Annotated in this window: 16 protein-coding genes; 9 read left to right on the top strand and 7 right to left on the bottom strand. The window is 65.3% G+C overall.

Annotated features, from left to right (window positions below; all coding sequences use genetic code 11):
• Positions 1-20 precede the first annotated feature (20 nt).
• From HLH21_RS04895 to HLH21_RS04880, 4 genes are read left to right on the top strand one after another with little or no spacing between them, the layout of a single operon-like run.
• Positions 21-1,007: an ABC transporter permease gene (locus HLH21_RS04895; protein ID WP_220789683.1), complete on the top strand. Its 987-nt coding sequence runs from the start codon at positions 21-23 to the stop codon at positions 1,005-1,007.
• 6 nt (positions 1,008-1,013) lie between these two features.
• Entirely contained in the window at positions 1,014-2,519 is a 1,506-nt protein-coding gene (locus tag HLH21_RS04890; protein WP_182941888.1) for a sugar ABC transporter ATP-binding protein, read from the top strand.
• 8 nt (positions 2,520-2,527) lie between these two features.
• On the top strand, positions 2,528-3,472 hold the full coding sequence (locus HLH21_RS04885) for an ABC transporter permease (RefSeq protein ID WP_220789682.1): 945 nt from the start codon (positions 2,528-2,530) through the stop codon (positions 3,470-3,472).
• A gap of 27 nt (positions 3,473-3,499) precedes the next feature.
• On the top strand, positions 3,500-4,522 hold the full coding sequence (locus tag HLH21_RS04880) for a zinc-dependent alcohol dehydrogenase (RefSeq protein ID WP_220789681.1): 1,023 nt from the start codon (positions 3,500-3,502) through the stop codon (positions 4,520-4,522).
• Positions 4,523-4,637: 115 nt separating this feature from the next.
• Here HLH21_RS04880 and HLH21_RS04875 read toward each other — a convergent pair whose 3' ends face one another.
• Positions 4,638-5,990: an MFS transporter gene (locus tag HLH21_RS04875; protein ID WP_182941882.1), complete on the bottom strand. Its 1,353-nt coding sequence runs from the start codon at positions 5,988-5,990 to the stop codon at positions 4,638-4,640.
• Positions 5,991-6,209: 219 nt separating this feature from the next.
• Complete coding sequence (locus tag HLH21_RS04870) at positions 6,210-8,243, bottom strand: transketolase (RefSeq protein WP_246379241.1); 2,034 nt, start codon at positions 8,241-8,243, stop codon at positions 6,210-6,212.
• Positions 8,244-8,551: 308 nt separating this feature from the next.
• Here HLH21_RS04870 and HLH21_RS04865 point away from each other — a divergent pair, with 308 nt between their 5' ends.
• Positions 8,552-9,520: a DUF6328 family protein gene (locus HLH21_RS04865; protein WP_182941880.1), complete on the top strand. Its 969-nt coding sequence runs from the start codon at positions 8,552-8,554 to the stop codon at positions 9,518-9,520.
• Positions 9,521-9,530: 10 nt separating this feature from the next.
• Here HLH21_RS04865 and HLH21_RS04860 read toward each other — a convergent pair whose 3' ends face one another.
• A complete protein-coding gene (locus tag HLH21_RS04860) occupies positions 9,531-11,315 on the bottom strand; it encodes a thiamine pyrophosphate-requiring protein (RefSeq protein ID WP_182941878.1) in 1,785 nt (594 codons plus the stop codon).
• Positions 11,316-11,488: 173 nt separating this feature from the next.
• Here HLH21_RS04860 and HLH21_RS04855 point away from each other — a divergent pair, with 173 nt between their 5' ends.
• The 4 genes from HLH21_RS04855 to HLH21_RS04840 all read left to right on the top strand — a co-directional run bounded on the left by HLH21_RS04855 (position 11,489) and on the right by HLH21_RS04840 (position 15,977).
• Positions 11,489-11,998, top strand: a complete 510-nt coding sequence (locus HLH21_RS04855; RefSeq protein WP_182941876.1) for a 2Fe-2S iron-sulfur cluster-binding protein — start codon at positions 11,489-11,491, stop codon at positions 11,996-11,998.
• Positions 11,995-12,981 (top strand): FAD binding domain-containing protein, encoded by a 987-nt coding sequence (locus HLH21_RS04850; RefSeq protein WP_182941874.1) that lies wholly within the window; start codon positions 11,995-11,997, stop codon positions 12,979-12,981. Before HLH21_RS04855 ends, HLH21_RS04850 begins: the two co-directional genes overlap by 4 nt.
• Positions 12,978-15,290 (top strand): xanthine dehydrogenase family protein molybdopterin-binding subunit, encoded by a 2,313-nt coding sequence (locus HLH21_RS04845; protein ID WP_182941872.1) that lies wholly within the window; start codon positions 12,978-12,980, stop codon positions 15,288-15,290. Before HLH21_RS04850 ends, HLH21_RS04845 begins: the two co-directional genes overlap by 4 nt.
• An 81-nt stretch (positions 15,291-15,371) precedes the next feature.
• Positions 15,372-15,977, top strand: coding sequence for a cysteine hydrolase family protein (locus tag HLH21_RS04840; RefSeq protein ID WP_182941870.1), 606 nt, complete (start codon positions 15,372-15,374; stop codon positions 15,975-15,977).
• A 14-nt stretch (positions 15,978-15,991) separates the two neighbouring features.
• On the opposite strand, the gene HLH21_RS04835 is transcribed toward HLH21_RS04840, so the two are convergent.
• From HLH21_RS04835 to urtE, 4 genes are all read right to left on the bottom strand, one after another.
• Entirely contained in the window at positions 15,992-16,570 is a 579-nt protein-coding gene (locus tag HLH21_RS04835; RefSeq protein WP_182941868.1) for a hypothetical protein, read from the bottom strand.
• 116 nt (positions 16,571-16,686) lie between these two features.
• Positions 16,687-17,925 (bottom strand): MFS transporter, encoded by a 1,239-nt coding sequence (locus HLH21_RS04830; protein WP_264811562.1) that lies wholly within the window; start codon positions 17,923-17,925, stop codon positions 16,687-16,689.
• Between the two features lie 145 nt (positions 17,926-18,070).
• The gene (locus HLH21_RS04825; RefSeq protein ID WP_246379239.1) at positions 18,071-20,224 is read right to left on the bottom strand and encodes a xanthine dehydrogenase family protein molybdopterin-binding subunit; all 2,154 of its coding nucleotides are present in this window, start codon (positions 20,222-20,224) and stop codon (positions 18,071-18,073) included.
• Positions 20,211-20,906 (bottom strand): urea ABC transporter ATP-binding subunit UrtE, encoded by a 696-nt coding sequence (urtE, locus tag HLH21_RS04820; RefSeq protein ID WP_182941864.1) that lies wholly within the window; start codon positions 20,904-20,906, stop codon positions 20,211-20,213. The genes HLH21_RS04825 and urtE overlap by 14 nt, the downstream gene beginning before the upstream one ends.
• Positions 20,907-20,908 lie beyond the last annotated feature (2 nt).

The following is a 20,908-nucleotide window of genomic DNA, read 5'->3' as shown; positions in this document are numbered from 1 at the left end:
TTCACGTCCTTTGATGACGTGTGGAAAAACGAGGAAAAGACATGGCTCCTCACATTTCAGGTGAAACCATCAGACGATGGATCCCATTGTTGGTTCTTCTTGGTCTGGTCTTGTTCTTTACCACGCTGAACCCCCATTTTCTATCAGTTCGCAATTTCGCACGCATCGCGATCTCGGCAACGCCGGCCCTGATGGTGGCGGTCGGGGTGACCTTCGTCATCCTGATGGGTTCGATTGATCTTTCGATGGAAGGCACCATCGCGGTCGCGGCCGTGGTGTTCGCGCTGATACTGAACAGGCTGGGCGGCTCGGTCATGGGCATGGGCTGCCTTGCCATTCCGGGCGCCCTGGCGGCGGGCGCGGCCCTTGGCGCCATCAACGGACTGATTCACGTCAAGCTGAAGATTCCATCCTTCATGGCCAGCCTGTCGCTTGGGTTCGTCGGCGTCGGCCTTGCGCTGCTCATCACCGGGGGTGATCGTATCCTCATCGCCGATCCGGTATTCCGCTCGCTGCTGACCGTACGGCTTGGCGGCTTTCCGCTGATGACCTACGTCGCGCTGTTCTGCCTTGTGGTGGCCTGGTTCATCCAGGCCAACACGACAACCGGCCGCAATTTCTACGCCATCGGCGGGGGCGAGGAACTGGCGCGCGGGTCGGGGCTCAATGTAGGGCGCCTCCGCATCATCGCTTTCGTTATCGCGGGAATCTTCTACGCTTTAGGCGCCATTCTGGCCGTGGCCCGCCTGGGTATCGCCGAGACGGAGACGGGACGGAACTTCATGTTCATCTCCATTACCTCGGTCGTGGTAGGCGGCACGGCCCTGGCCGGAGGCTCGGGCGGCGTGTGGAACACACTGATCGGCGTGCTGATCGTGAATGTCATCGGGAATGGAATGGTGGTGATCGGCCTGCCCGATTATTTCCAGGACGGCATGCTCGGGCTGCTGGTGATTTCCGCCGTCTATCTGTCGATGGATCGTCGTGCGTTCTCTTTTGTGAAGTAGGGCGTCATGTTTGAGCTGAAGAACGTCGAAAAGCGCTACCCGGGCGTACATGTCCTTAAAGGTGTCGATTTTCATATCAACGACGGTGAAATCGTCGGACTGGTTGGCGAGAACGGCGCTGGCAAATCGACGCTCATGAAAATCATCTATGGCGCGGTTCAGCCGGATGCCGGCAGCGTCCTGATTGACGGCAAACCGTTATATTTCCGCACTCCCCGCGACGCCATGCGGGCGGGGATCGGAATGGTGTACCAAGAGCAGTCCCTGATCCCGAACCTGACCGTCATGGAAAATATTTTCCTGGGGTTCGAGGCGCCCTTCGTTCGCATGGGCGCCATAAACTGGCGGAAGATGGCGCAGGCCGCGCAGCACCAGTTGAACAAGGTCAAGCTGGATATCGACCCCGCGATCATCACATCACGCCTGACGTTCGCGCAACGCCAACTGGTGGAACTGGCGAAAGTCCTGGCCCTGGAAGAGCGTGTGGAAGGCAGGCTGGTCATCCTGCTGGACGAGCCGACATCCGTCCTGTCGCGAAAGGAAATCGAGCTTCTGTTCGATGTGGTCCGAGAGCTTCGCCGGCGGGCGTCATTCATTTTCGTTTCACATCGGCTGGACGAGATCCTGGCGCTTTCCGATCGCGTCTATGTGCTGAAAGACGGCGCCATCGTCGATGTCGTCAACAGCAGGCAGGCGCAGGCCGAATCCATCCAGAAGAAGATGGTCGGGCGCGATATCAACGAACAATATTATCGAGAAGACCGCCAGCTTGCCTACCGGGACGACAAAATCCTGCTGGAACTCGATCGCGTCGTCTGCAAGGGGCGGCCGCACGAGATTTCCTTCAAGCTGCATGCGGGCGAGGTGCTGGCGCTGGTCGGTGTCGAAGGCGCCGGACGCGAAAAGATCCTGCGGTCCATTTTCGGGATGACCCGGCCCGAGAAAGGCAGCATCCGCGTCGATGGTGAAACCATGCGCGCGTTCAGCGTATCGAACAGCGTCGCCCACGGCGTCGGCTATATCCCGCGCGAGCGCAAGGTCGAAGGCATCGCCGGCGGGATGAATGTCTACGAAAACATGACCCTGTCGCAACTGAAGGGCTATTCGACAGGCGGCGTTCTCAAACTGGGGGCGGAGCATGAACTTGCGCGCGAGTGGATCAGGAAACTGTCCATCAAGGTGCCATCCGAGAACGCCGATTGCGGAAACCTTTCGGGCGGCAATCAGCAGAAAGTCGTCCTGGCCAAATGGCGAAGCAGCGGCTCCAGGATCATCATGCTCGACCACCCGACACGGGGCCTGGATATCGGCGCGAAAGAGGACGTCTACGACATGGTGCGCGAAATGTCGGAAAAAGGCGTGGGCGTCATTCTGATCGCGGACACACTGGAAGAGGCGATTGGCCTCAGTCACACGATCGCTGTCGTCAAGGACGGGGAAATCAAACAATGGTTCAATTGTCAGCCCGGCTCAAAACCTTCTCCTTTCGACCTCATCCGCCACATGGTCTGAAAGGCAACGTGACGTTCACCGAGCGGATGCGCCGCCATTTTCCGTGGATGACATTGCTGGCCGCCCTGCTCGTGGTCGGGATTACGGACATACGTTTCCTTCTGCCGGAAAATCTTGTGGGCCTGGCGTCGGATATCGTGCCCCTGTTCATCATGGCCGAAGGCATGACGCTGGTGATCTATATCGGCGGCATCGACCTGTCTTCGCAGTCCGTCGCCAATATGGCGACCGTCCTGACGACGCTGGGACTTCCGGCCCTCGGTGTCGGGTCGGGCGGGGCCGTGGCGCTTGCGGGGCTGGCCTTCGGTGCGGCGTCGGGGCTGGTGACGACGCGCTGGAAGGTGCCGTCCTTCATCTCGACTCTGGCGGTGGGCGGCATTGCGCTGTCCGTGGCCCAGTTCGCATCCGGCCAGCGGGCGCTGCACATGGATGCCGAGATGCGCCGCCAGGCGTTCGGCTGGATGCTGGGACGTACCATGGGTGTGCCGCATGAATTGCTGATCGCGCTGGCCCTTGGCGCCATTGCCTGGTTTGTCCAGACACGGATGACGGCCGGACGCATCTTCAAGGCGATCGGGACGGCCGAGCCCGTGGCCGTCGCGTCGGGCGTACGCGTCGGTCGCTACAAGATTCTGGCCTTCGCCCTGTCCGGCATGTTCGCGGCGATTGCCGGCGTGATGTTCTCGGTCAGGCTTTCGGGTGGATCGCCAACCCTGGCCGAAGGATTCCTCCTGCCTGCGATTGTCGCCGTCCTGGTGGGCGGCACGCCGCTGACAGGGGGTGTCGGCGGGGTTCTGAACACGCTGATCGGCGCGTTGATCGTGGCCGTGGTGCGGGCCAGCATGCTCTATCTGAACATTCCAGCGACAGGGCAGCAAATTTTCTTCGGCCTTGTTCTTATCACTGCCATTGCCACCACGATCGACCGCACGAAAATGCGCGTCGTCAAATAAAGGGGCACGGAGGAAATAATGGAAACCATGCGCGCGGCCGTTCTGGTCGCCCCCCAAACGTTCGAACTCAGGGATGTGCCGCTTCCTCAGGTCGGTATCGACGATGTGCTTGTGAAGGTGGATCGGTGCGGCATCTGCGGCACCGACCTTCATATTTTCGAAGGACACTACGCGGCTGATCGACTGCCGCTGATCCCCGGGCACGAATTCACCGGGACGATCGCGCGTCTGGGTGAGCATGTCAGCGGCCTGCGGGTGGGGCAACGGGTCGTGGCGGACATCAATGTCGGCTGTGGTCACTGCTTTTACTGCCGCCGCAATGAAGTTCTCAATTGCAGCGCGGCATCGCAGATCGGCATTCACCGCAATGGCGCGTTCGCCGAATATGTTTCGGTCCCGGCGCGACAGATCATCGAGGCGCCGACCCACGTGGCGGCCGAAGTCCTGGCCCTGACCGAACCCGTATCGTGCGTCGTGCGCGCCGCGCGCAGGATGCGGGTGAGTCTGGGGCAGTCGGTCGTGGTCCTCGGCGCGGGGCCGATCGGCAATCTGCACGTCCAGATGATGCGGCTGGTCGGGGCCGCGCCGATCATCGTCGTCGAACTGTCGCCCGAGCGCGCGAAGCTGGCGGCGAAAGTCGGGGCCGATGTCGTGGTGACCGATCAGGACCGGGTGCAGGAGATCGTGCGGGCGCACACCGGCGGGCGCGGCGCCGATATCGTGATCGAGAGTGTCGGTGTGCCGGCGCTGTACGCCAGGGCGTTCGACCTGATCCGGCCGGGCGGCCATGTGGCGGCATTCGGCATTACCCCTCCCGAGGCCGTCGTATCGGTAGGGATCTGCGACATGATTCTGAAGGAAACGTCGATGGGCGGATCGGTGGCCGGCATGGGAGAGGACGTTCACGACGCCCTGACGCTTCTTGTGCACGATCGCTTTCATGTCACGCCATTCGTTAGCAATGTCGTGCGCCTGGCGGACATTCAAAATGCATTCGCCACGATCAAGGCGCGCCCGGACGTGCTCAAGGTCCAGATCGCACCGGGGTAACACCATAGACGCGCGCCGCACCTCGGCGCGCTGCCCGAACCCGGCAAGGACCTTCACCCGCTAAAGGGCCAAGGCCCTGCCGTCTTTGCCACATGCGTCTTTGATTTTCGCGCCGTCACCCGGCGCTCAATCCACGAGCGGCCGGCCGTCGGCCCGGCACACGCTTTTGAAAAGCAACCTTGTCCGCACCCTGCGAAACGGCTTTCGTCACCGGCGGCTCACGGGTCAGAATCTGTATGATGCACCAGGCCGTCAGATAGGCGCCGCCACACACGACGAACAGAATATTGTAGCCTTCCGCGATCCTGTGCAGATTTCGGTAGTGGTCGAGCAGAATACCGATCCCCAACGGAAACAGCATTCCGCCGATCGACCCCGCCATACCGCCAATACCCTGCACCGAAGCAATGATTTCCTTTGGAAAATAATCCGCCGGCAGGGAATAAATATTCACCGACCATCCCTGATGCGCCGCCGCCGCCACACTCAGAAGTGCGATCATCAGCCACATGGCATCGACACGCGCGGAAAACGCCAGCGGAACAACCAGTGCCGCCATCAGCAACATGACGGCCCGCCGGGCATGCGCGCTCTTCCAGCCCTTGTTGACCAGGAAGGACGACAGCCAACCTCCCCCGACGCTGCCCACCGAGGTCGATAGATAAACGGCCATCAGCGGCAGCCCGAGATGCTGAAGATTGAGGTGATACCGATCGGAAAAATAGGACGGCAACCAGAACAGAATGAAGAACCAGATCGGGTCCGTCATAAACTTTCCAATCGCAAATGCCCACGTCACCTTCATCTTGAGAAGGTCGATCCAGCGCCCCTCAAACTTCGGCGCCGCTTCCGACTGCGTATCCTGGCGAATGTAGCGCAGTTCATCGGCCGAAAGAGACGCCTTCTCCTCGGGAATGCGATAGCCATAAAGCCAGACTGCCAGCCAGATGAACCCGGACAGACCGGTGATGATGAATGTTGCCTGCCAGCCCCAGGTCACCGCCAGCCAGGGTACGGTCGCGGGGGCCATAATCGCCCCGATGCTTGTCCCCGCGGTCACGATGCCCACCGCCAGAGCCCGTTCCCGCGATGGAAACCATTCGGAAACGGCCTTCAATGCCGATGGAAAGTTCCCCGCTTCCCCAAACCCCAGAAGCCCGCGCATCGCCGCGAAGCTGAACGTGCCGCTTACGAAGGCATGCCCGATCGACGCAACGCTCCACACGGTCATGCATACGGCATACCCCAGGCGAGTCCCGATCCTGTCAATCAGCTTTCCGAAGGAAACGAAGCCGACCACGTAACAGGCTTGAAAGACAATCACCAGGTAGCTGTAATCCTTCTCCGTCCAACTGAATTTTGCCTCCAGCAGCGGCTTCAGAAGGCTGAGAACCTGACGGTCCACATAGTTGATGGTGGTGGCGGCAAAAAGAAGACCGCAGATAAGCCAGCGGTGCTTTCCAACCATAACGCCCTCCGATTTTTTTTGTTTTTGGGGAGACGCAACGATATTGAAAAAGGACACAACCAGACATTCACCCCCATGTCACCTCGAAAACACGTCCGGAGCATGGAAATATTTTTTTTATTCTCTTTGCTGAACAGGAAACTTTTTTTAAAACAGGGCACATGGCAGGCATACCCGTTTCCGGGACAGCGCGGGTCAGGCGATGGCCGTAGAACGAGCTCACACCGCCGGCTGTATGCGGTGCCTTGCCGTCTCGACAATATCGTCAACCCCAATGCCGACATAGTGCAGGACGTCGTCAGCGGACCGGCCGCTCTTCGGAATCCTTTCGACGGTCAGCGAATAGATTGCCGGGGCGGCCTTTATCGTGGCCGCGGTTTCCGCCAGTTCGCTGCTTAGTCCACCGACATAATTGTCCTCTACGGCAATGATGCAGCCCTTGTCTCCGGCCAGCGCCAGGATGGCCGGCACGTTCGCCGGCAGTGAATAGGCATCCACCACCGCTGCATCGACACCGTCATCTTCCAGGATCTTGGCCGCCTTCAGGCAGCTATGCACCAGGTACCCGGACGCCACGAACACGAGCCGGCAACCGGCCCCTTCATGTTGAGCACGCCGCACGATTTTATGCGCGCCAAGGGGAAAATTCTCCCCTTCGGGATAAAGGACCGGCAAGTCCGACCGGACGGCGCGCAGATAGCAGGCGCCCGAGGTTTCGGCCATGGCCAGGACGAGGCCATAGGCGCTGACCCCATCGCTCGGGGTCAGGATCGTCATCGCCGGATTGCCATGGCTGTCTCGAACGTGAGCGAAGGCGCGCATGAATGCGACGTCCGCCAGTCCCATCTGGCTGGGGCCGTCCGAGGCCAGCGTCACACCGATATGAGTACCGACCAGCTTCAGGTTCGCCCCACCGATGATCGCCATTTCAATCTGGTCGAAGGCACGCTCCAGAAAACGGCCGAATGTGCTGACAAATGGAATCTTTCCGCCGCTCGCCAGGCCCGCCGCCGCCGACACCATATTCTGCTCGGCAATCCGCGCCTCGAAATAGCGATCGGGAAATGCGGCGGCAAAGTCCTGGGCATAGGTCGAATTCTTGACGTCCGCATCCAGCGCAACGATGTGTGGATTGGCGGCCCCCAGCATCTTGAGGGCCGTTCCATAGGCGCGACGGGGCGACATCATCTTCTTGTCGCGCAGGGCCGAGGCAATCGTCGCATTCTCATGCGCGACCGCACTCAGGGATGCCGGCGTCGAGACATTCACCTGCAAGGGCGGCGTTTCCGGCGGTGGCGTGATCTGAAGCAATTTTTCGATATCTTCCGGGTCGGCGCCCTCTACCCCGAATTCCCGTCCAAGCCTGTCGAGGGTCGCCAGGACAGCCTCAAGCTGTTCCTGTTTTACAGCCGTCCCGTGATGGCCCATCCCCCCCAGGTCGGGCACACCCCACCCCTTCACGGTGCGGGCGACGATGCAGAGCGGCTTGCCCTTCGCAAGGGCCGTCCGGTTACGCAGAACATGGTCGATCTTCGCCGGGTCGTGTCCGTCGGTCTCAAGCGCGGTCCAGCCGAACGCCTCGGCCTTATGCTGCAAATGCACCCAGTCCTGCGCGGGCGAGACGTAGTCGCTTTGCGCCAGGGTATTGCAGTTGAAGATCGCGACGACATTGGTCAGTTCATGGTCCGCGATGAAATCCATCGCTTCCCAGATCTGTCCTTCACGCGATTCTCCATCGCCGACAATGCAGTAGATCGTTTTGTCGATCCCATCCAGCCGCGCCGCGGCAGCCAGCCCGGCCGCGACGGACAGCCCCTGCCCCAGAGACCCCGTGGCCGCGTCGAAGAACGGAAACCCCACCTCGGGATTGGGATGTCCGTCAACGGGACTCTCAATGTCACGCAACGCCATGAGATCGTCATGCGTCATCGGGCGGGCCTGCCCGTGGGGCGTGATGGTCACGCCAAGATCGGCACATGCCGCATAGATGATCGGCACCGCATGACCTTCCGACAACACGAGGCGATCGGACCCCGGTGCCCGCGGGTGCGCGGGGTCCCATCTCATCACGCGATACAGCAACTCCGTCACCAGATGGGTCAGCGACAATGCCGTCGTCGGGTGCCCGGCCTTTGCCGCGGTGGTGGCGCGAATGGACAGTTTTCCCAACTCGATGGCCTTGGCCTGCACGGCCTGCTCGACTGTCAGCATCATGTGTCTCCTGTGTGCCTTACGTCCGCTGTCCGCCGGCATTGGAGGGGCACGCGCGCTGGATGCAGATACGATCAGTCATGATCGATCCCCCCAGGTGATTTTATATTATTGTTATAATATCGGTGTTTTTCCTCATTCCCTTCAGGGCCTTCAATGAGGAAGCCGCCCGGCGGATCCCGCCGGGGACGAATTCAACGGCGTGGCGCCCCATCGGTTCCCGCGCCACTCCGCTTTTGGCAGGACCACGGCAGCCATACCCCCTTGGCGCACTAACGGAGGGGGGCTGGTCGGACGAGGGAACCGGCGGGCCGCACGGCTGTTCCCGACAGAGCCGCCGAGGATCGGAAATGGCATGGCATGACCGGGTAAAGACGGCGCTGGATGAGTCGCGCACCCTGATCCTGGGGGCGCAGATCCTGCTCGGCTTTCAGTACCAGGCCACCTTTCAGGACCGGTTCGACACCCTGCCCCGGCATGCGCGCGTCATGGCGGCCATGGCCCTGGGCCTGATGCTGCTCACCATCGGCTTGCTGATCGCGCCGTCGGCCTATCATCGCATCGCGGAGCGGGGGCGCAGCACAGGGCGCATCCACATCCTGATCGGTCGTCTGGCCGCCGCGGCGCTGTTGCCGTTCGCCGCCGCCTTCGGCCTCGATATGGCGATCGCCACGGAACATATGCTGGGTGGCGACATCTGGGCGGGCGGGGCGGCCGGCGCGGGCCTGACCGCGCTGGCCCTGGCCGGTTGGTACGGGGCGGGCATGATAATGAAGCAGCATACCGGCGCCGCCGAGCGTCACAAGGCACGCGCGCAGCAGGACCGGCGCGCGGTCGCACCGCTGCACGCGCGGGTCGAACAGATGCTGACGGAAGCACGCGTAATCCTGCCGGGCGCGCAGGCGCTGCTGGGGTTCCAGCTCGCGATGGTTCTGACCGCCGCGTTCGAGAAGCTGCCCGCCCTGTCGCGTCTGGCGCACGGCGGGGCGCTGTTCTGCGTGGCGATGGCCGTGATCCTGCTCATCACGCCGGCGGCACTCCATCGCATCGTCTGGGCGGGCGAGGACAGCGAACGGTTCCTGCGCGTCGGCGGTGGCCTCACGACCTTGGCGCTGTTGCCCCTGGCCCTCGGCCTGGCGGGGGACAGCTACGTGGTGGCGGCGCGCATCGCCAACGCCCGCAGTGCCGGCGTGGCGGCGGCGGCAGCCACGGCGGTGGTGCTACCAGGCCTGTGGTTTCTCTGGCCGATGGCCGCGCGGCGGTCGCGCAGCATTTCGGCGCAACGGAGGCGACAATCTCGTCGCCGTTTCGGATCGTGACGCCGCCCTGTCAGTCTTTTCTGGCAGGCAGCAGGGAGGCCATGATCTGGCGGGCGGTGTTTTTCAGCACGCTGCCCCGCTCTGGTTCCTCGGGCAGCATGGACAGAAAGGCCTTCGCCTGCTGCAGCGTGATATGCGGCGGCAGAGGAGGCACGTTGGGGTCCGTCCGGGCTTCCAGGATCACCGGCCGGTCGGCCGACAAGGCCGCATCCCACGCGGCGCCGATCTTCGCCGGGTCATCCACATGGATGCCTCTCAGGCCGATCAGCTCCGCATATTTATGGTATGGAAAATCCGGAATGCTCTGGGTTGCCTCGGTCTTGCCTGCACCCCCCTGTATACGCTCTTCCCACGTGACCTGACTGAGATCCTGATTGTTCAGGACCAGGACGATCAGGCGCGGATTTTCCCACTGTCTCCAGTATTTGGAAATGGTAATCATCTCATTCAGGCCGTTCATCTGCATGGCCCCGTCGCCCATGCACGCAATCACCGTCCGATCCGGATAGGCCATCTTCGCGGCCACCGCGTAGGGCGTGCCCGCGCCCATCGAGGCAAGTCCCCCGGACAGCGACCCTTTCATGCCCCGCCGCATCCTGAGATCGCGCGCGTACCAGTTGGCGACCGAGCCTGAATCGCAGGTCACGATCGCATGGTCCGGCAGGCGAGAGGACAGTTCCCAGAAAACGCGCTGGGGATTGAGCGGCCGCGCCGCCTGCATGGCGCGTGCTTCAAGCGTCTTCCACCATGACGCGACATTCATTTCGATTTTCGTGCGCCATGATCTGTCGTCCTTGTGGGCCAGCAACGGCAGCAGCGCGCGGAGGGTTTCCATGGACTCCCCGACCAGACTGACCTCCATCGGATAGCGCAGCGACAGGTTGGCGCCGTTGATGTCGATCTGCACGCCGCGCGCAGTCCCTGGGGCAGGCAGGAATTCGCTATAGGGAAAACACGAGCCCACCATCAGCAGCGTGTCGCACTGCTTCATCATGTCCCACGACGGTTCGGTGCCCAGCAGCCCGATCGAACCGGTGACGAAGGGCAGGTCATCGGGCACGGCGGCCTTGCCCAGCAGCGCCTTGGCGATGCCGGCGCCCAGCCTGTCGGCGACAGCCAGAAGTTCGTCCGTCGCGTTCAGCGCGCCGGCGCCGGCCAGGATGGCGACCCGCTTGCCCGCATTCAGCACGCCGGCGGCCCGTCGCAGCCCCTCGCCGTCCGGCACCTTGCTTTCAGTGGGATAGCCGATGCCGGTATGGGTATGGCCATGCGCCATCGGGGGGTCGGTATAGGGCAGTTCCTGAAGGTCGTTCGGAATAATCACACAGGTGGGTGCCCGCCGGGCCGCCGCGATCCGGACCGCCCGGTCGATCAGATGCCGGACCTGGGAGGGCACCGAGGCCGTGGCGACGAAGTCGGAGGCGACGTCCTTGAACAGGAACTGCAGGTCGACTTCCTGCTGATACCGGGCGCCGAGGGCCGAACGCGCCTGTTGCCCGACAATGGCGACGACACCCACATGATCCAGCTTTGCATCATACAGGCCATTCAGCAGATGGATCGCGCCCGGTCCCGACGTGGCATAGCATAATCCGACCTCGCCGGTGAATTTGGCATGGGCGGCGGCCATGAAGGCCGCCATTTCCTCATGACGCACCTGCACATATTCGGTCCCCGTCTTCAGCGCCTTCTGAAGGGCGACATCCAGACCGCCGACACCGTCGCCGGGGTAACCGTAGACGCGCCTCAGACCCCATTCGTGGAGACGATGCCAGACGAATTCGCTGACGTTCATGGTCGATCTCCCATTCCGCAATTCAGCAATTCAGCGTGACCCCTATACGAAGGGGACCGCCAGGCGTTCCCAGGCCAGGCCCCCTGCGACGACGCGCGATCGTGACATCGATTCAGATGGCCGGAGCAGCCACGGCCCTTTAAAATCGCGGCAGCTTTCCGGATGGAGGCATCATGCTCATCACCATCAACGGACAGGGCACGGAGGTCGCACTGGATCCGCGCACCTCGCTGCTGGACCTGCTGCGCGAGCACCTCGAACTCCATGGCACCAAGAAGGGCTGCGACCAGGGGGCCTGCGGCGCCTGCACCGTGCTGGCCGATGGCGAGCGCATCCTGTCCTGCATGGCGCTGGCCGTGCAGTATGAGGGCCGCTCCATCAGCACGGTGGAAGGACTGGCCCACGGCGGCGCGCTCCATCCGTTGCAACAGGCCTTCATCGACCATGACGGCTTCCAGTGCGGCTATTGCACGCCGGGACAGCTCTGTTCGGCGATCGGGATGGCGGCTGAAATCGCGCGCGGGGTGCCCAGCGCCGTCACCGCCGACCTTGCCGCCGGAACGATTTCACCCAGCCGCGACGAACTGCGCGAGCGGATGAGCGGTAATCTGTGCCGCTGCGGCGCGCATAACGGCATCATCGACGCGATTACCGAAATCTACACGGCGGAGGCGGCGGAATGACCCCCTTCAGCTACGCCCGCGCGGGCGATGCCGCCACCGCGACCCGCCTGGGCATGGGCGCAGGGGCGAAATATCTTGGCGGCGGCACCAATCTTGTCGACCTGATGCGCGAGACGATCGAACAGCCCGACAGCCTCGTCGACGTGACGGGTCTTTCCCGCACGATCGAAGAGCGGGACGATGGCGGCCTGATGATCGGGGCGGCGGTCCGCAACACCGCCGTGGCCGAGCATCGCGCGGTCCGGGAACGCTATCCCGTTCTGGCGCGCGCCATTCTTTCCGGCGCCAGCGGGCAGATCCGCAACATGGCGACGGTGGGCGGCAATATCCTCCAGCGGACGCGCTGCCCCTACTTCTACGACGACGCCGCGCGATGCAACAAGCGGACGCCGGGGGCGGGCTGCGATGCGATCGACGGTTTCAACCGCACCCATGCGATCCTGGGCGCCTCCCCCGCCTGTGTCGCCACCCATCCGTCCGACATGTGCGTGGCCCTCGCCGCCCTGGGCGCGGTTGTCCACCTGGGAAACGCGACAGGCGCACGCACCTTGCCGCTGGTCGATCTGCACCGCCTGCCCGCCGGACGGCCCGAGGTCGAGACGCTGCTGGAACCGGGCGAACTGATTACCGCAGTCGAACTGCCTCCGCTGCCCTGCGCGGTGCGCTCGACCTATCGCAAGGTGCGCGACCGGGCCAGCTACGCTTTCGCGCTGGTGTCGGTTGCAGCAGTACTCGACCGGTCCGCAGACGGCATGGTCCGCGACGTACGCCTGGCGCTGGGCGGTGTCGCGCACAAGCCATGGCGGGCGTTCGCCGCCGAGGCCGTGTTGCGCGGCAGGCCGGCGGATGAAGCAGTCTTCCGCGCGGCGGCGGAGGCCGAACTCGCGGACGCCGCGCCCCTGCGCGACAATGGGTTCAAGGTCGAACTGGCCAGGCGGACGATGGTCGCCGTGCTGAACGACCTGGCGGGAGAGGCCGCATGACCACGATCCGCGACGCAGCCCAAAAAGTCATGCAGACCGCCATCGGCCTCGCGCCGGAACGCTGGCTGCCCGGCGGCACACCCGACCCGCTGATCGGCAGGCACGGCGCGATCGGCAGTTCCGTGCCGCGCGTCGATGGGCCGCGCAAGGTCAGGGGCGAGGCGCCCTTTGCCGCCGAAATACCGGCCGGAAACATGACCTATGCGGCGCTCGTCTTTTCCACGATCGCGCGCGGCCATATCGCGACCCTCGATACGGACGCGGCGCAGACGGCGCCCGGCGTCGTGCTGGTCATGACCTATCGCAACGCGCCGCGCATGGCGCCACCCGCCGTCTTCCTGTCCGATCCGCGCGCGGCGGGCGCAAGCAGCCTGCCGGTCATGCAGGACGACGCCATTCACTGGAACGGCGAACCCGTAGCGGTGATCCTGGCCGAAACCCAGGAACAGGCGGATCACGCCGCCACGCTGGTGCACGTCACATACACCCGGGAAACGGCCAGCACATCGTTCGAGCATGCCGCCACCCACGCGCATCGTCCGGACAACGTGCTCGGCGAACCGGCAGTGATCGAAATCGGGAACGCCGAGGCGGCATTGGCCGAAGCGGCGCACAAGATCGACCGGACCTACCATACCCCCCGCTACAGCCACGCCGCGATCGAACCCCATGCCGCGACCGTGTGGTGGGAGGCGGACGGGCGGCTGGTCGTCCACGACGCGACCCAGATGCTCAACGGCACGCGCTGGACCCTCGCGGGTATCTTCGGATTGAAAGAAGAGCAGGTCCGCATCCTCTCCCCGTTCGTGGGCGGCGGCTTCGGCGGCAAGGCGCTGTGGAATCACCAGATCCTGGCCATCGCCGCATCCCGGCTTTCGGGCCGGCCGGTCCGGATCGCCCTGTCGCGCGAGGGCGTGTTCCGCGTCTCCGGCGGCCGCACCACGACGCGGCAGCGCGTGGCGCTGGGCGCCCGGGCCGACGGCACGCTTTCGGCGCTGATCCACACCGGCACCGCCGCGATGACGGCCTATAACAACTGCCCCGAACAGTTCAGCTTCCCTGCCCGGCACCTCTACGCCGCCGGCAGCTTCAAACTGGAGCAGAAGGTGGCGGACATCGATATGGTCGCCAACACCTTCATGCGCGCGCCGGGGGAATCCGTCGGCACGTTCGCGCTGGAATCCGCGATCGACGAGCTGGCAGCCGACATGGGGCTGGACCCGATCGACCTGCGGCGCCGGATCGAACCCGTGAAGGACCCGACCTCGGGCCATTCCTTTTCCGCGCGTCATCTGCTCGACGCCTATGCGCGGGGCGCCGAACGGTTCGGCTGGTCTGCGCGCAGCCCCACGCCGCGCGCGCGCCGCGAGGGCGAATGGCTGGTCGGCATGGGCGTCGCCACCGCGACCTATCCCTATTACCGCATGCCCGGCGGCACCGCGCGGATCACGCTGACGCGTGCCGGTCACGCCTGTGTGGCGATGGCGAGTCACGAGATGGGCATGGGCACCGCCACCGTGCAGGTACAGGCCACGGCCGACCGGCTCGGCCTGCCCATCGACCATGTCACCTTCGCCTATGGCGACACGGCGCTGCCGCCGGGCACCATCGCGGGCGGTTCGTCGCAGACGGCGTCCATCGCCGCCACGGTGACCGCCGCGAGCGAGAAGCTGGTTTCCGCGCTGCTGAAGCTCGTCGGCAACGACTCGCCGCTGGCCGGGCTGAGAGCGGGCGATGTCGAGGCCCGCGACGGCGGCCTGGGTCACAGGACCATCCCCGACCGTTTCGAAAGCTATGTGTCCATCCTGTCGCGTGCGAACCGCGAGGAAGTCTCGGCCGAGGCCGAAGCGCCGATGCCTCTCGAGGTCCAGAAATACGCGATGCATTCCTACGGCGCGCAGTTCTGCGAGGTCCGGGTCAGCACGGTGACGGGCGAAACGCGGGTGAGCCGCTTCCTGGGTTCGTTCGACACGGGCCGCATCCTCAACCCGCGCACCGCCGCCAGCCAGTTTCGCGGCGGCATCATCATGGGGCTCGGCCTCGCGCTGACCGAGGAGACGCTGTTTGACGAGCGCACGGGCCGCATCATCAACGCCAGCCTTGCGGAATATCACATGCCCGTCCATCTGGACGTGCCCGAGATCGACGTGATCTGGACCGACAGCCCCGATCCCCGCGCGCCGCTCGGCGCGCACGGCATCGGGGAAATCGGCATCACCGGCGTCGGCGCGGCGGTCGCCAATGCCATCTACAACGCCACGGGCCGGCGCATCCGCGACCTGCCGATAACGCTGGACAAGCTACTTTAGCCGGATGGTGCGTACTGTGTGATTCCACGCTGGCATTCGTTATCGGCCACGACGTGCTCTGAGGCAATTTCCGGAGGCGCGATGTCAACCGCAATCCGCTACGGTCCCCTTGGCGAACATTGCATCCACCTGTGCGTCGACATGCAACGCCTGTTCGCGGAAAAGACGGACTGGCACACGCCCTGGATGGACCGTATCTGTCTGACCGCGGCACGGATCGTCGCGCACGCGCCGGCCCAGACCATTTTCACCCGTTTCATCCCCGCCGCGCACCCCGGCGAGGGGCAGGGAACGTGGCGCCGCTATTACCGGCACTGGGCTTCCATGACGATCGAAAGGCTCGGTGCGGACATGATCGAGCTGATGCCGGAACTTGCGCGTTTCGTGCCTCCGGCGGACGTGTTCGACAAACATGTCTACTCACCGTGGATGGACGGTGCCCTCCACGCCCGGCTGCGAACGCGCGGAACCGATACGCTCATCATCACCGGCGGCGAGACCGATGTCTGCGTACTCGCGACCGTTCTGGGCGCGATTGATCGCGGCTATCGAACCATCGTCGTCACCGACGCGCTGTGCAGTTCGTCAGATGCCGCCCACAAGGCGTCGATGCACGTCTATCATACGCGATATGGTCAGCAGATCGAAACGGCCCCGGCCGATCTCGTCCTCGCCGCCTGGCGGTGAGGGCCGAACAGCCCTCAGAGCCGCAAGTCCAACGGACTTTCCCCATCGCCCGGCAGCAACCCCTGGCAGTACTGGGCGAACCGCCACTCTCCCGTGGCGGTCTGCCGGCGCAGACGCCAGATCACGTCGAAACGCGCCTTCGGCCAGGTCCAGCCCTCTGGAATCTCGGAGAGAACACGCGGGGCCACAATGGCACGGACCAGCGTCGGCAACCCTTCATGTTGCCAGCAAACCAGTTGCGCGCCCTCATGACGCAGCAACTCCTCGGCCAATGGCCTTTCCGTATTCAGGCTCCAGTCCAGCCTCACCCCCAGGGACAGCCGTGCCGCGAGCGGCGATACCGTCTGCTCGGGACGATTGCTGCGCCCTCCCCCTTCGCGGCAGGCGGATGCGTAGATTTTCCTGGGGCTGGGCAGATCCGACCGAACCCGCCCGTCCTGGCCCAGGAGCACGGCCAGCGCCCCGGCGCGCTGCCACCCCCGCGCACTCAGGGCGCGGTCATCGGGCATTCCCTGCGGGGAAAGTCCGGTCTCCTGCTTGTCCTTGTCGGGCTTTTCCGCATGGCGCAGGATCAGAATTTCCGAAGCCACCATCGTTCGACGTCTCCCTCCGGCACCTCCACTTTTCGGATAGGGCGATGAACGCCCTCACCCGCCACCGGTTGCCCAGTGCAACGCCCATCGGTCCATCGCCGGCCGGGGGCATCCCATCAGGCGGGCACATCCCTCAACTGCCAGGTTTCCCGGCACATCAGCAGAACCACGACACTGGCGCCGACCACGACGCAGCCCGCCACCAACACGGGCTTCGTGCCCACGCTCCGGGCCAGGAAGCCGCACATGGCGTAGCTGAGCGGCGTCAGCCCCTGCGCGACCAGGCCGAACAGGGCGTTGATCCGCGACAGGGCCTCCTCGGGCACCTGCCTCTGGATCGTGGTCTGCGCCACAAGGTTCAGGATCACCATCCCGGCGCCAAAGGCGATCCCCCCCAGGGCCACGACGGGAACAGGCGCCTGCCGGGCCAGCAGGAACAGCGGAACGATCAGCGCGGAGGCAGCCAGTTCGTACAGGATCAGCGGGCGGGAGGCCCGCCAGAACAGGATGATGACCCCGCCGACAATGCCGCCGATGCCGACGGCGGAGGAAATGATGCCCCACGAGCGGGCGCCATGTGGCGTGCCGGCCAGCGAGACCGGGCCCAGGATCAGGAACGGCGCGAACGCCGCCAGATTCAGGATCCCATACTGCGCCGTCATCAGGATCAGCCAACGCCGCCGATGGAATTCGCGCCAGCCGGTCAGGAGGTGGGTATGAAAGGGCGTCGCGGCCCGCCGGGTCGGGCGCATGGTACGCATGAACGACAGGCAGGTGGCGCTGACGGCATAGGTCAGCGCATCACAGCCGATGGCGATCGGGGCGCTTCCGACGGCCACCAGCATGCCGCCCAGGGACGGCCCCAATATCGCGGTGATCGAACCGGAGAGACTCAGCAGGCTATTGACCCGACGCAGATCCTCCGGCCGCGCCAGCACGGGAATCAGGCCGCTTTCCGCGGGGCCGTAGAAGGCATTGCCGATCCCGACAAGCGCGACCAGGGCCACCAGGGCGGCGACCGAGGGATGGGCGCCCGCCATCAGCACCGCCGTCAGCCCCTGGCTCGCACAGCGAAGCAGATCCGCCCCCACCATCAGCGAACGCCGTGGCCACAGGTCCGCGACCGCCCCCGCCGGAACCATCAGCACCACCACCGGGGCGGCCTGCGCGGCAAGGACCACCCCCAGGATCATCGCCGAATGTCCATGCGACAGCACGGCGAACGTCAATGCGACCGACACCATGGCCGATCCCAGGGTCGAGGCGCTGGTGGCCACGAAAAAGAGCATGAAGTTGCGTGCCCGCCAGAATTGCCCGCCTCCCCTGGCGTCGGCCGGACCGGGCTGCTGCGTCACATGCGTCTCCCTGGAAGAAACGATACACCCCGCCTCCCGGCTGGGGACGGCATCGGGCATAACGGCTCAACCGGCGGCGGAGGTTCCCCATCTTCCTGCAGCCAGGGTCTTCATGCGCCCCGGCGCGACGCGCAGCCCTCGACGGTCAGGCCGCGGGCTTCGCGAACGGATAACGCCGCCGCCGTTGCCCTGTTGCGGCGTAAATCGCGTTGCCCAGGGCGGGAAAGGCCGACACCGTGCCGACCTCGCCAATGCCGCCCGGCGGTTCGTCGCTGGGGATGATCGAGATCGCGATGGCCGGACACTCATTGATCTGCATCACACGGTAATCATGAAAATTGCTCTGCTCGACACGTCCGTTCGCAAACGTGATCTCGCCATAGAGCGCCGCCGAAAACCCGAAGAGCAACCCGCCCTGAATCTGCGCGCGCACCGTGTCCGGATTGACCACGACACCGCAATCGACCGCGACCGTGGCCCGCACGATCCGCAACGCCCCCTCCAGCGTGGCCGAAACCTCCACGATCGCGGCACAACAGGACCCGAACGCATTGTGCAGCGAGACGCCCCGCCCTGTTCCGGGCGGGAGCGGACCGCCCCATCCGGCCTCATGCGCCACGCGGTCGAGGACGGCGCGCGACCGGGGATTTTTCCCCAGCAGACGCCGCCGGTACTCGACGGGATCCACCCCCGCGGCCTCGGCCAGTTCGTCGATGAAACTCTCGACCACATAGGCATTGTGCGCCGGCCCCACGCCCCGCCACCAGCCGATTTCGACCGGCGGATCGACCCGCGTCCACATCACCCGCATGCGCCCGAGGTCGTAGGGCGTGTCCACTGCGCCCGCGACGGCGTCATGGTCGAGCTGCCCCGCCGGAAGGCCGCCGGGCATGAACCGGTCGACCACCGACGCGCCCGTGACGTGATGGACCCAGGCGCGCGGCAGGCCATCCGCCCCCAGCGACGCCGCCATCCGGTCGCAATAGGCCGGGCGGAAACGATCCTGGCGGATGTCCTCCTCGCGGCTCCAGATGAATTTGACCGGCCGTGACAGATGCCGCGCGAAGCGGACGGCCTGTTCGATCGAATCCGTGGCCAGCCTCCGCCCGAAGCCGCCCCCGATCATCTGGTTGTGGATGGCGACCCGCTCGGGCGGCAGGCCGGCCAGCTGGGCCACCACCTGACGCGCGCGCGTCGGCACCTGCGTGCCCGCCCAGACGTCGCAGCCGTCGGCGCGCAGATGGAGTGTCACGTTGATCGGCTCCATGGCGGCATGCGCCAGGAAGGGCAGCTCATACACCGCCTCGACCCGCTTCACGCCCCCTGACAGCGCCGCGTCGATCCCCTCGGCATCCCGTGCGATGACCGCCGTGCCCCCTGCCGCGCCCTGGCGCAGGGCCTGCATGAGGTCGGCCGACGACAGATGGGCGTTCGCCCCGCCGTCCCATTGCGGATCGAGGGCCGCCAGCCCCTTTTGCGCGGCCCAGTACCGCCGGGCGACCACGCAGACGGCGGTTCCGATGCTGACGACATCCGTCACGCCCGGCACGGCGCGGGCGGCCGCCTCGTTCATCCGCGCCAGCGTGCCGCCCGGCACCGGACAGGCCGTCACGGCGCCGTAGCCCATGTCGGGCACCTGCAGGTCGATGCCGAACATCGCCCGCCCCGTCGTCTTGTCCGGCACGTCCAGACGCGGGACGGGCCGGCCGATCAACCGCCACGCCGCCCGCGCGCGCAGCGGCACGGCCGTCGGCACCGGCAGCGCGCCGGCGGCCTCCGCCAGGGCGCCGTAGCGTGCTTCCAATCCCCGCGACGGGCAGGACACGACACCGGCCTGCGCGCGCAACGCCTCCACCGGCACGCCCCAGCGCCCGGCCGCGGCAGTCAGCAGCATCAGTCGCGCCGCCGCCCCGGCCTCGCGCAACGAACGCCACCCCTTGCGGATCGATTTCGACCCCCCGGTCGACAAGCTCCGCAGCAGCTCCGGCGGCGCGGCCGGCAGATCCTGCGGCAGGGCGGTCACGACCCGCACCTGCTCCAGCGTGACTTCGAGTTCCTCGGCGATCAGCATCGCCTCGGCGGTGTAGATGCCCTGACCCATCTCGATATTCGGCACGACGAGGGAAATCGTGTCGTCCACGCCAATCCGGACGAAGCCGCCCAGCGCCACCGGGCCGACGTCCGGCCGCGCCAGACTGTCCGCCCGCGCCCGTGGCGCGGCGGCAAAGGCCAGCACCAGGCCGCCGCCGGCCAGCAGGCGGCGGCGCGTCAGGCAGCCCGGTCCGTCAGATGGCGACATGGGCCCGGATGGTGTCGGCATCCAGCGTATCGACCGCGCCGGACGCCACCACCTGCCCGCGATCGAGCACGACGACGGACTGGGCCAGCGCATAGGCGAAGTCGAAATATTGCTCCACCAGCAAAATCGCCATGTCGCCCCGCTGCCGCAGCAGGGCGATGACGGCGCCGATATCCTTGATGATGCTGGGCTGGATGCCTTCCGTCGGCTCGTCCAGCACCAGCAGGCGGGGCCGGATGACCAGCGCGCGGGCGATGGCGAGCTGCTGCTGCTGCCCGCCCGAAAGATCGCCCCCGCGCCGGTTGAGCATCTGCGCCAGCACCGGGAACGTCTCGAAAATCGCGTCGGGCACCTTGCGCTGTCCGCGCGGAAGCAGACCGAAGCCCGTCTCGAGATTCTCCCGCACGGTCAGCAGCGGAAAGATGTCGCGGCCCTGCGGCACGGTGGCGATGCCGCGTCGCGCCCGCTCGTAGGCGGGCAGGGTCGTGATGTCCTCCCCCTCCCACAGGATGCGGCCCGACGAGACGGCGTGCATGCCCGTGACCGCGCGCAGGACGCTGGTCTTGCCCACGCCGTTGCGGCCCAGCAGGCACGTGACGGCCCCCGGATGCGCCTCCAGCGAGACCCCCCGCAGCGCGATCGCCGCACCGTAATGAAGGCGGATATCCTCGACCCTGAGCATGC

This window comes from Gluconacetobacter johannae (assembly GCF_014174305.1).
GTDB lineage: Bacteria > Pseudomonadota > Alphaproteobacteria > Acetobacterales > Acetobacteraceae > Gluconacetobacter > Gluconacetobacter johannae.
The sequence above is the reverse complement of the archived record's forward strand: the minus strand, read 5'-3'. Positions and strand labels throughout refer to the sequence as shown.

Bases quoted from the DNA above. Each gene is read 5' to 3' on its own strand.
- HLH21_RS04890 (WP_182941888.1), top strand. From the start codon at position 1,014: ATGTTTGAGCTGAAGAACGTCGAAAAGCGCTACCCGGGCGTACATGTC.
- HLH21_RS04880 (WP_220789681.1), top strand. From the start codon at position 3,500: ATGCGCGCGGCCGTTCTGGTCGCCCCCCAAACGTTCGAACTCAGGGAT.
- HLH21_RS04875 (WP_182941882.1), bottom strand. From the start codon at position 5,990: ATGGTTGGAAAGCACCGCTGGCTTATCTGCGGTCTTCTTTTTGCCGCC.
- HLH21_RS04870 (WP_246379241.1), bottom strand. From the start codon at position 8,243: ATGCCGGCGGACAGCGGACGTAAGGCACACAGGAGACACATGATGCTG.
- HLH21_RS04865 (WP_182941880.1), top strand. From the start codon at position 8,552: ATGGCATGGCATGACCGGGTAAAGACGGCGCTGGATGAGTCGCGCACC.
- HLH21_RS04860 (WP_182941878.1), bottom strand. From the start codon at position 11,315: ATGAACGTCAGCGAATTCGTCTGGCATCGTCTCCACGAATGGGGTCTG.
- HLH21_RS04855 (WP_182941876.1), top strand. From the start codon at position 11,489: ATGCTCATCACCATCAACGGACAGGGCACGGAGGTCGCACTGGATCCG.
- HLH21_RS04850 (WP_182941874.1), top strand. From the start codon at position 11,995: ATGACCCCCTTCAGCTACGCCCGCGCGGGCGATGCCGCCACCGCGACC.
- HLH21_RS04845 (WP_182941872.1), top strand. From the start codon at position 12,978: ATGACCACGATCCGCGACGCAGCCCAAAAAGTCATGCAGACCGCCATC.
- HLH21_RS04840 (WP_182941870.1), top strand. From the start codon at position 15,372: ATGTCAACCGCAATCCGCTACGGTCCCCTTGGCGAACATTGCATCCAC.
- HLH21_RS04835 (WP_182941868.1), bottom strand. From the start codon at position 16,570: ATGGTGGCTTCGGAAATTCTGATCCTGCGCCATGCGGAAAAGCCCGAC.
- HLH21_RS04825 (WP_246379239.1), bottom strand. From the start codon at position 20,224: ATGTCGCCATCTGACGGACCGGGCTGCCTGACGCGCCGCCGCCTGCTG.
- urtE (WP_182941864.1), bottom strand. From the start codon at position 20,906: ATGCTCAGGGTCGAGGATATCCGCCTTCATTACGGTGCGGCGATCGCG.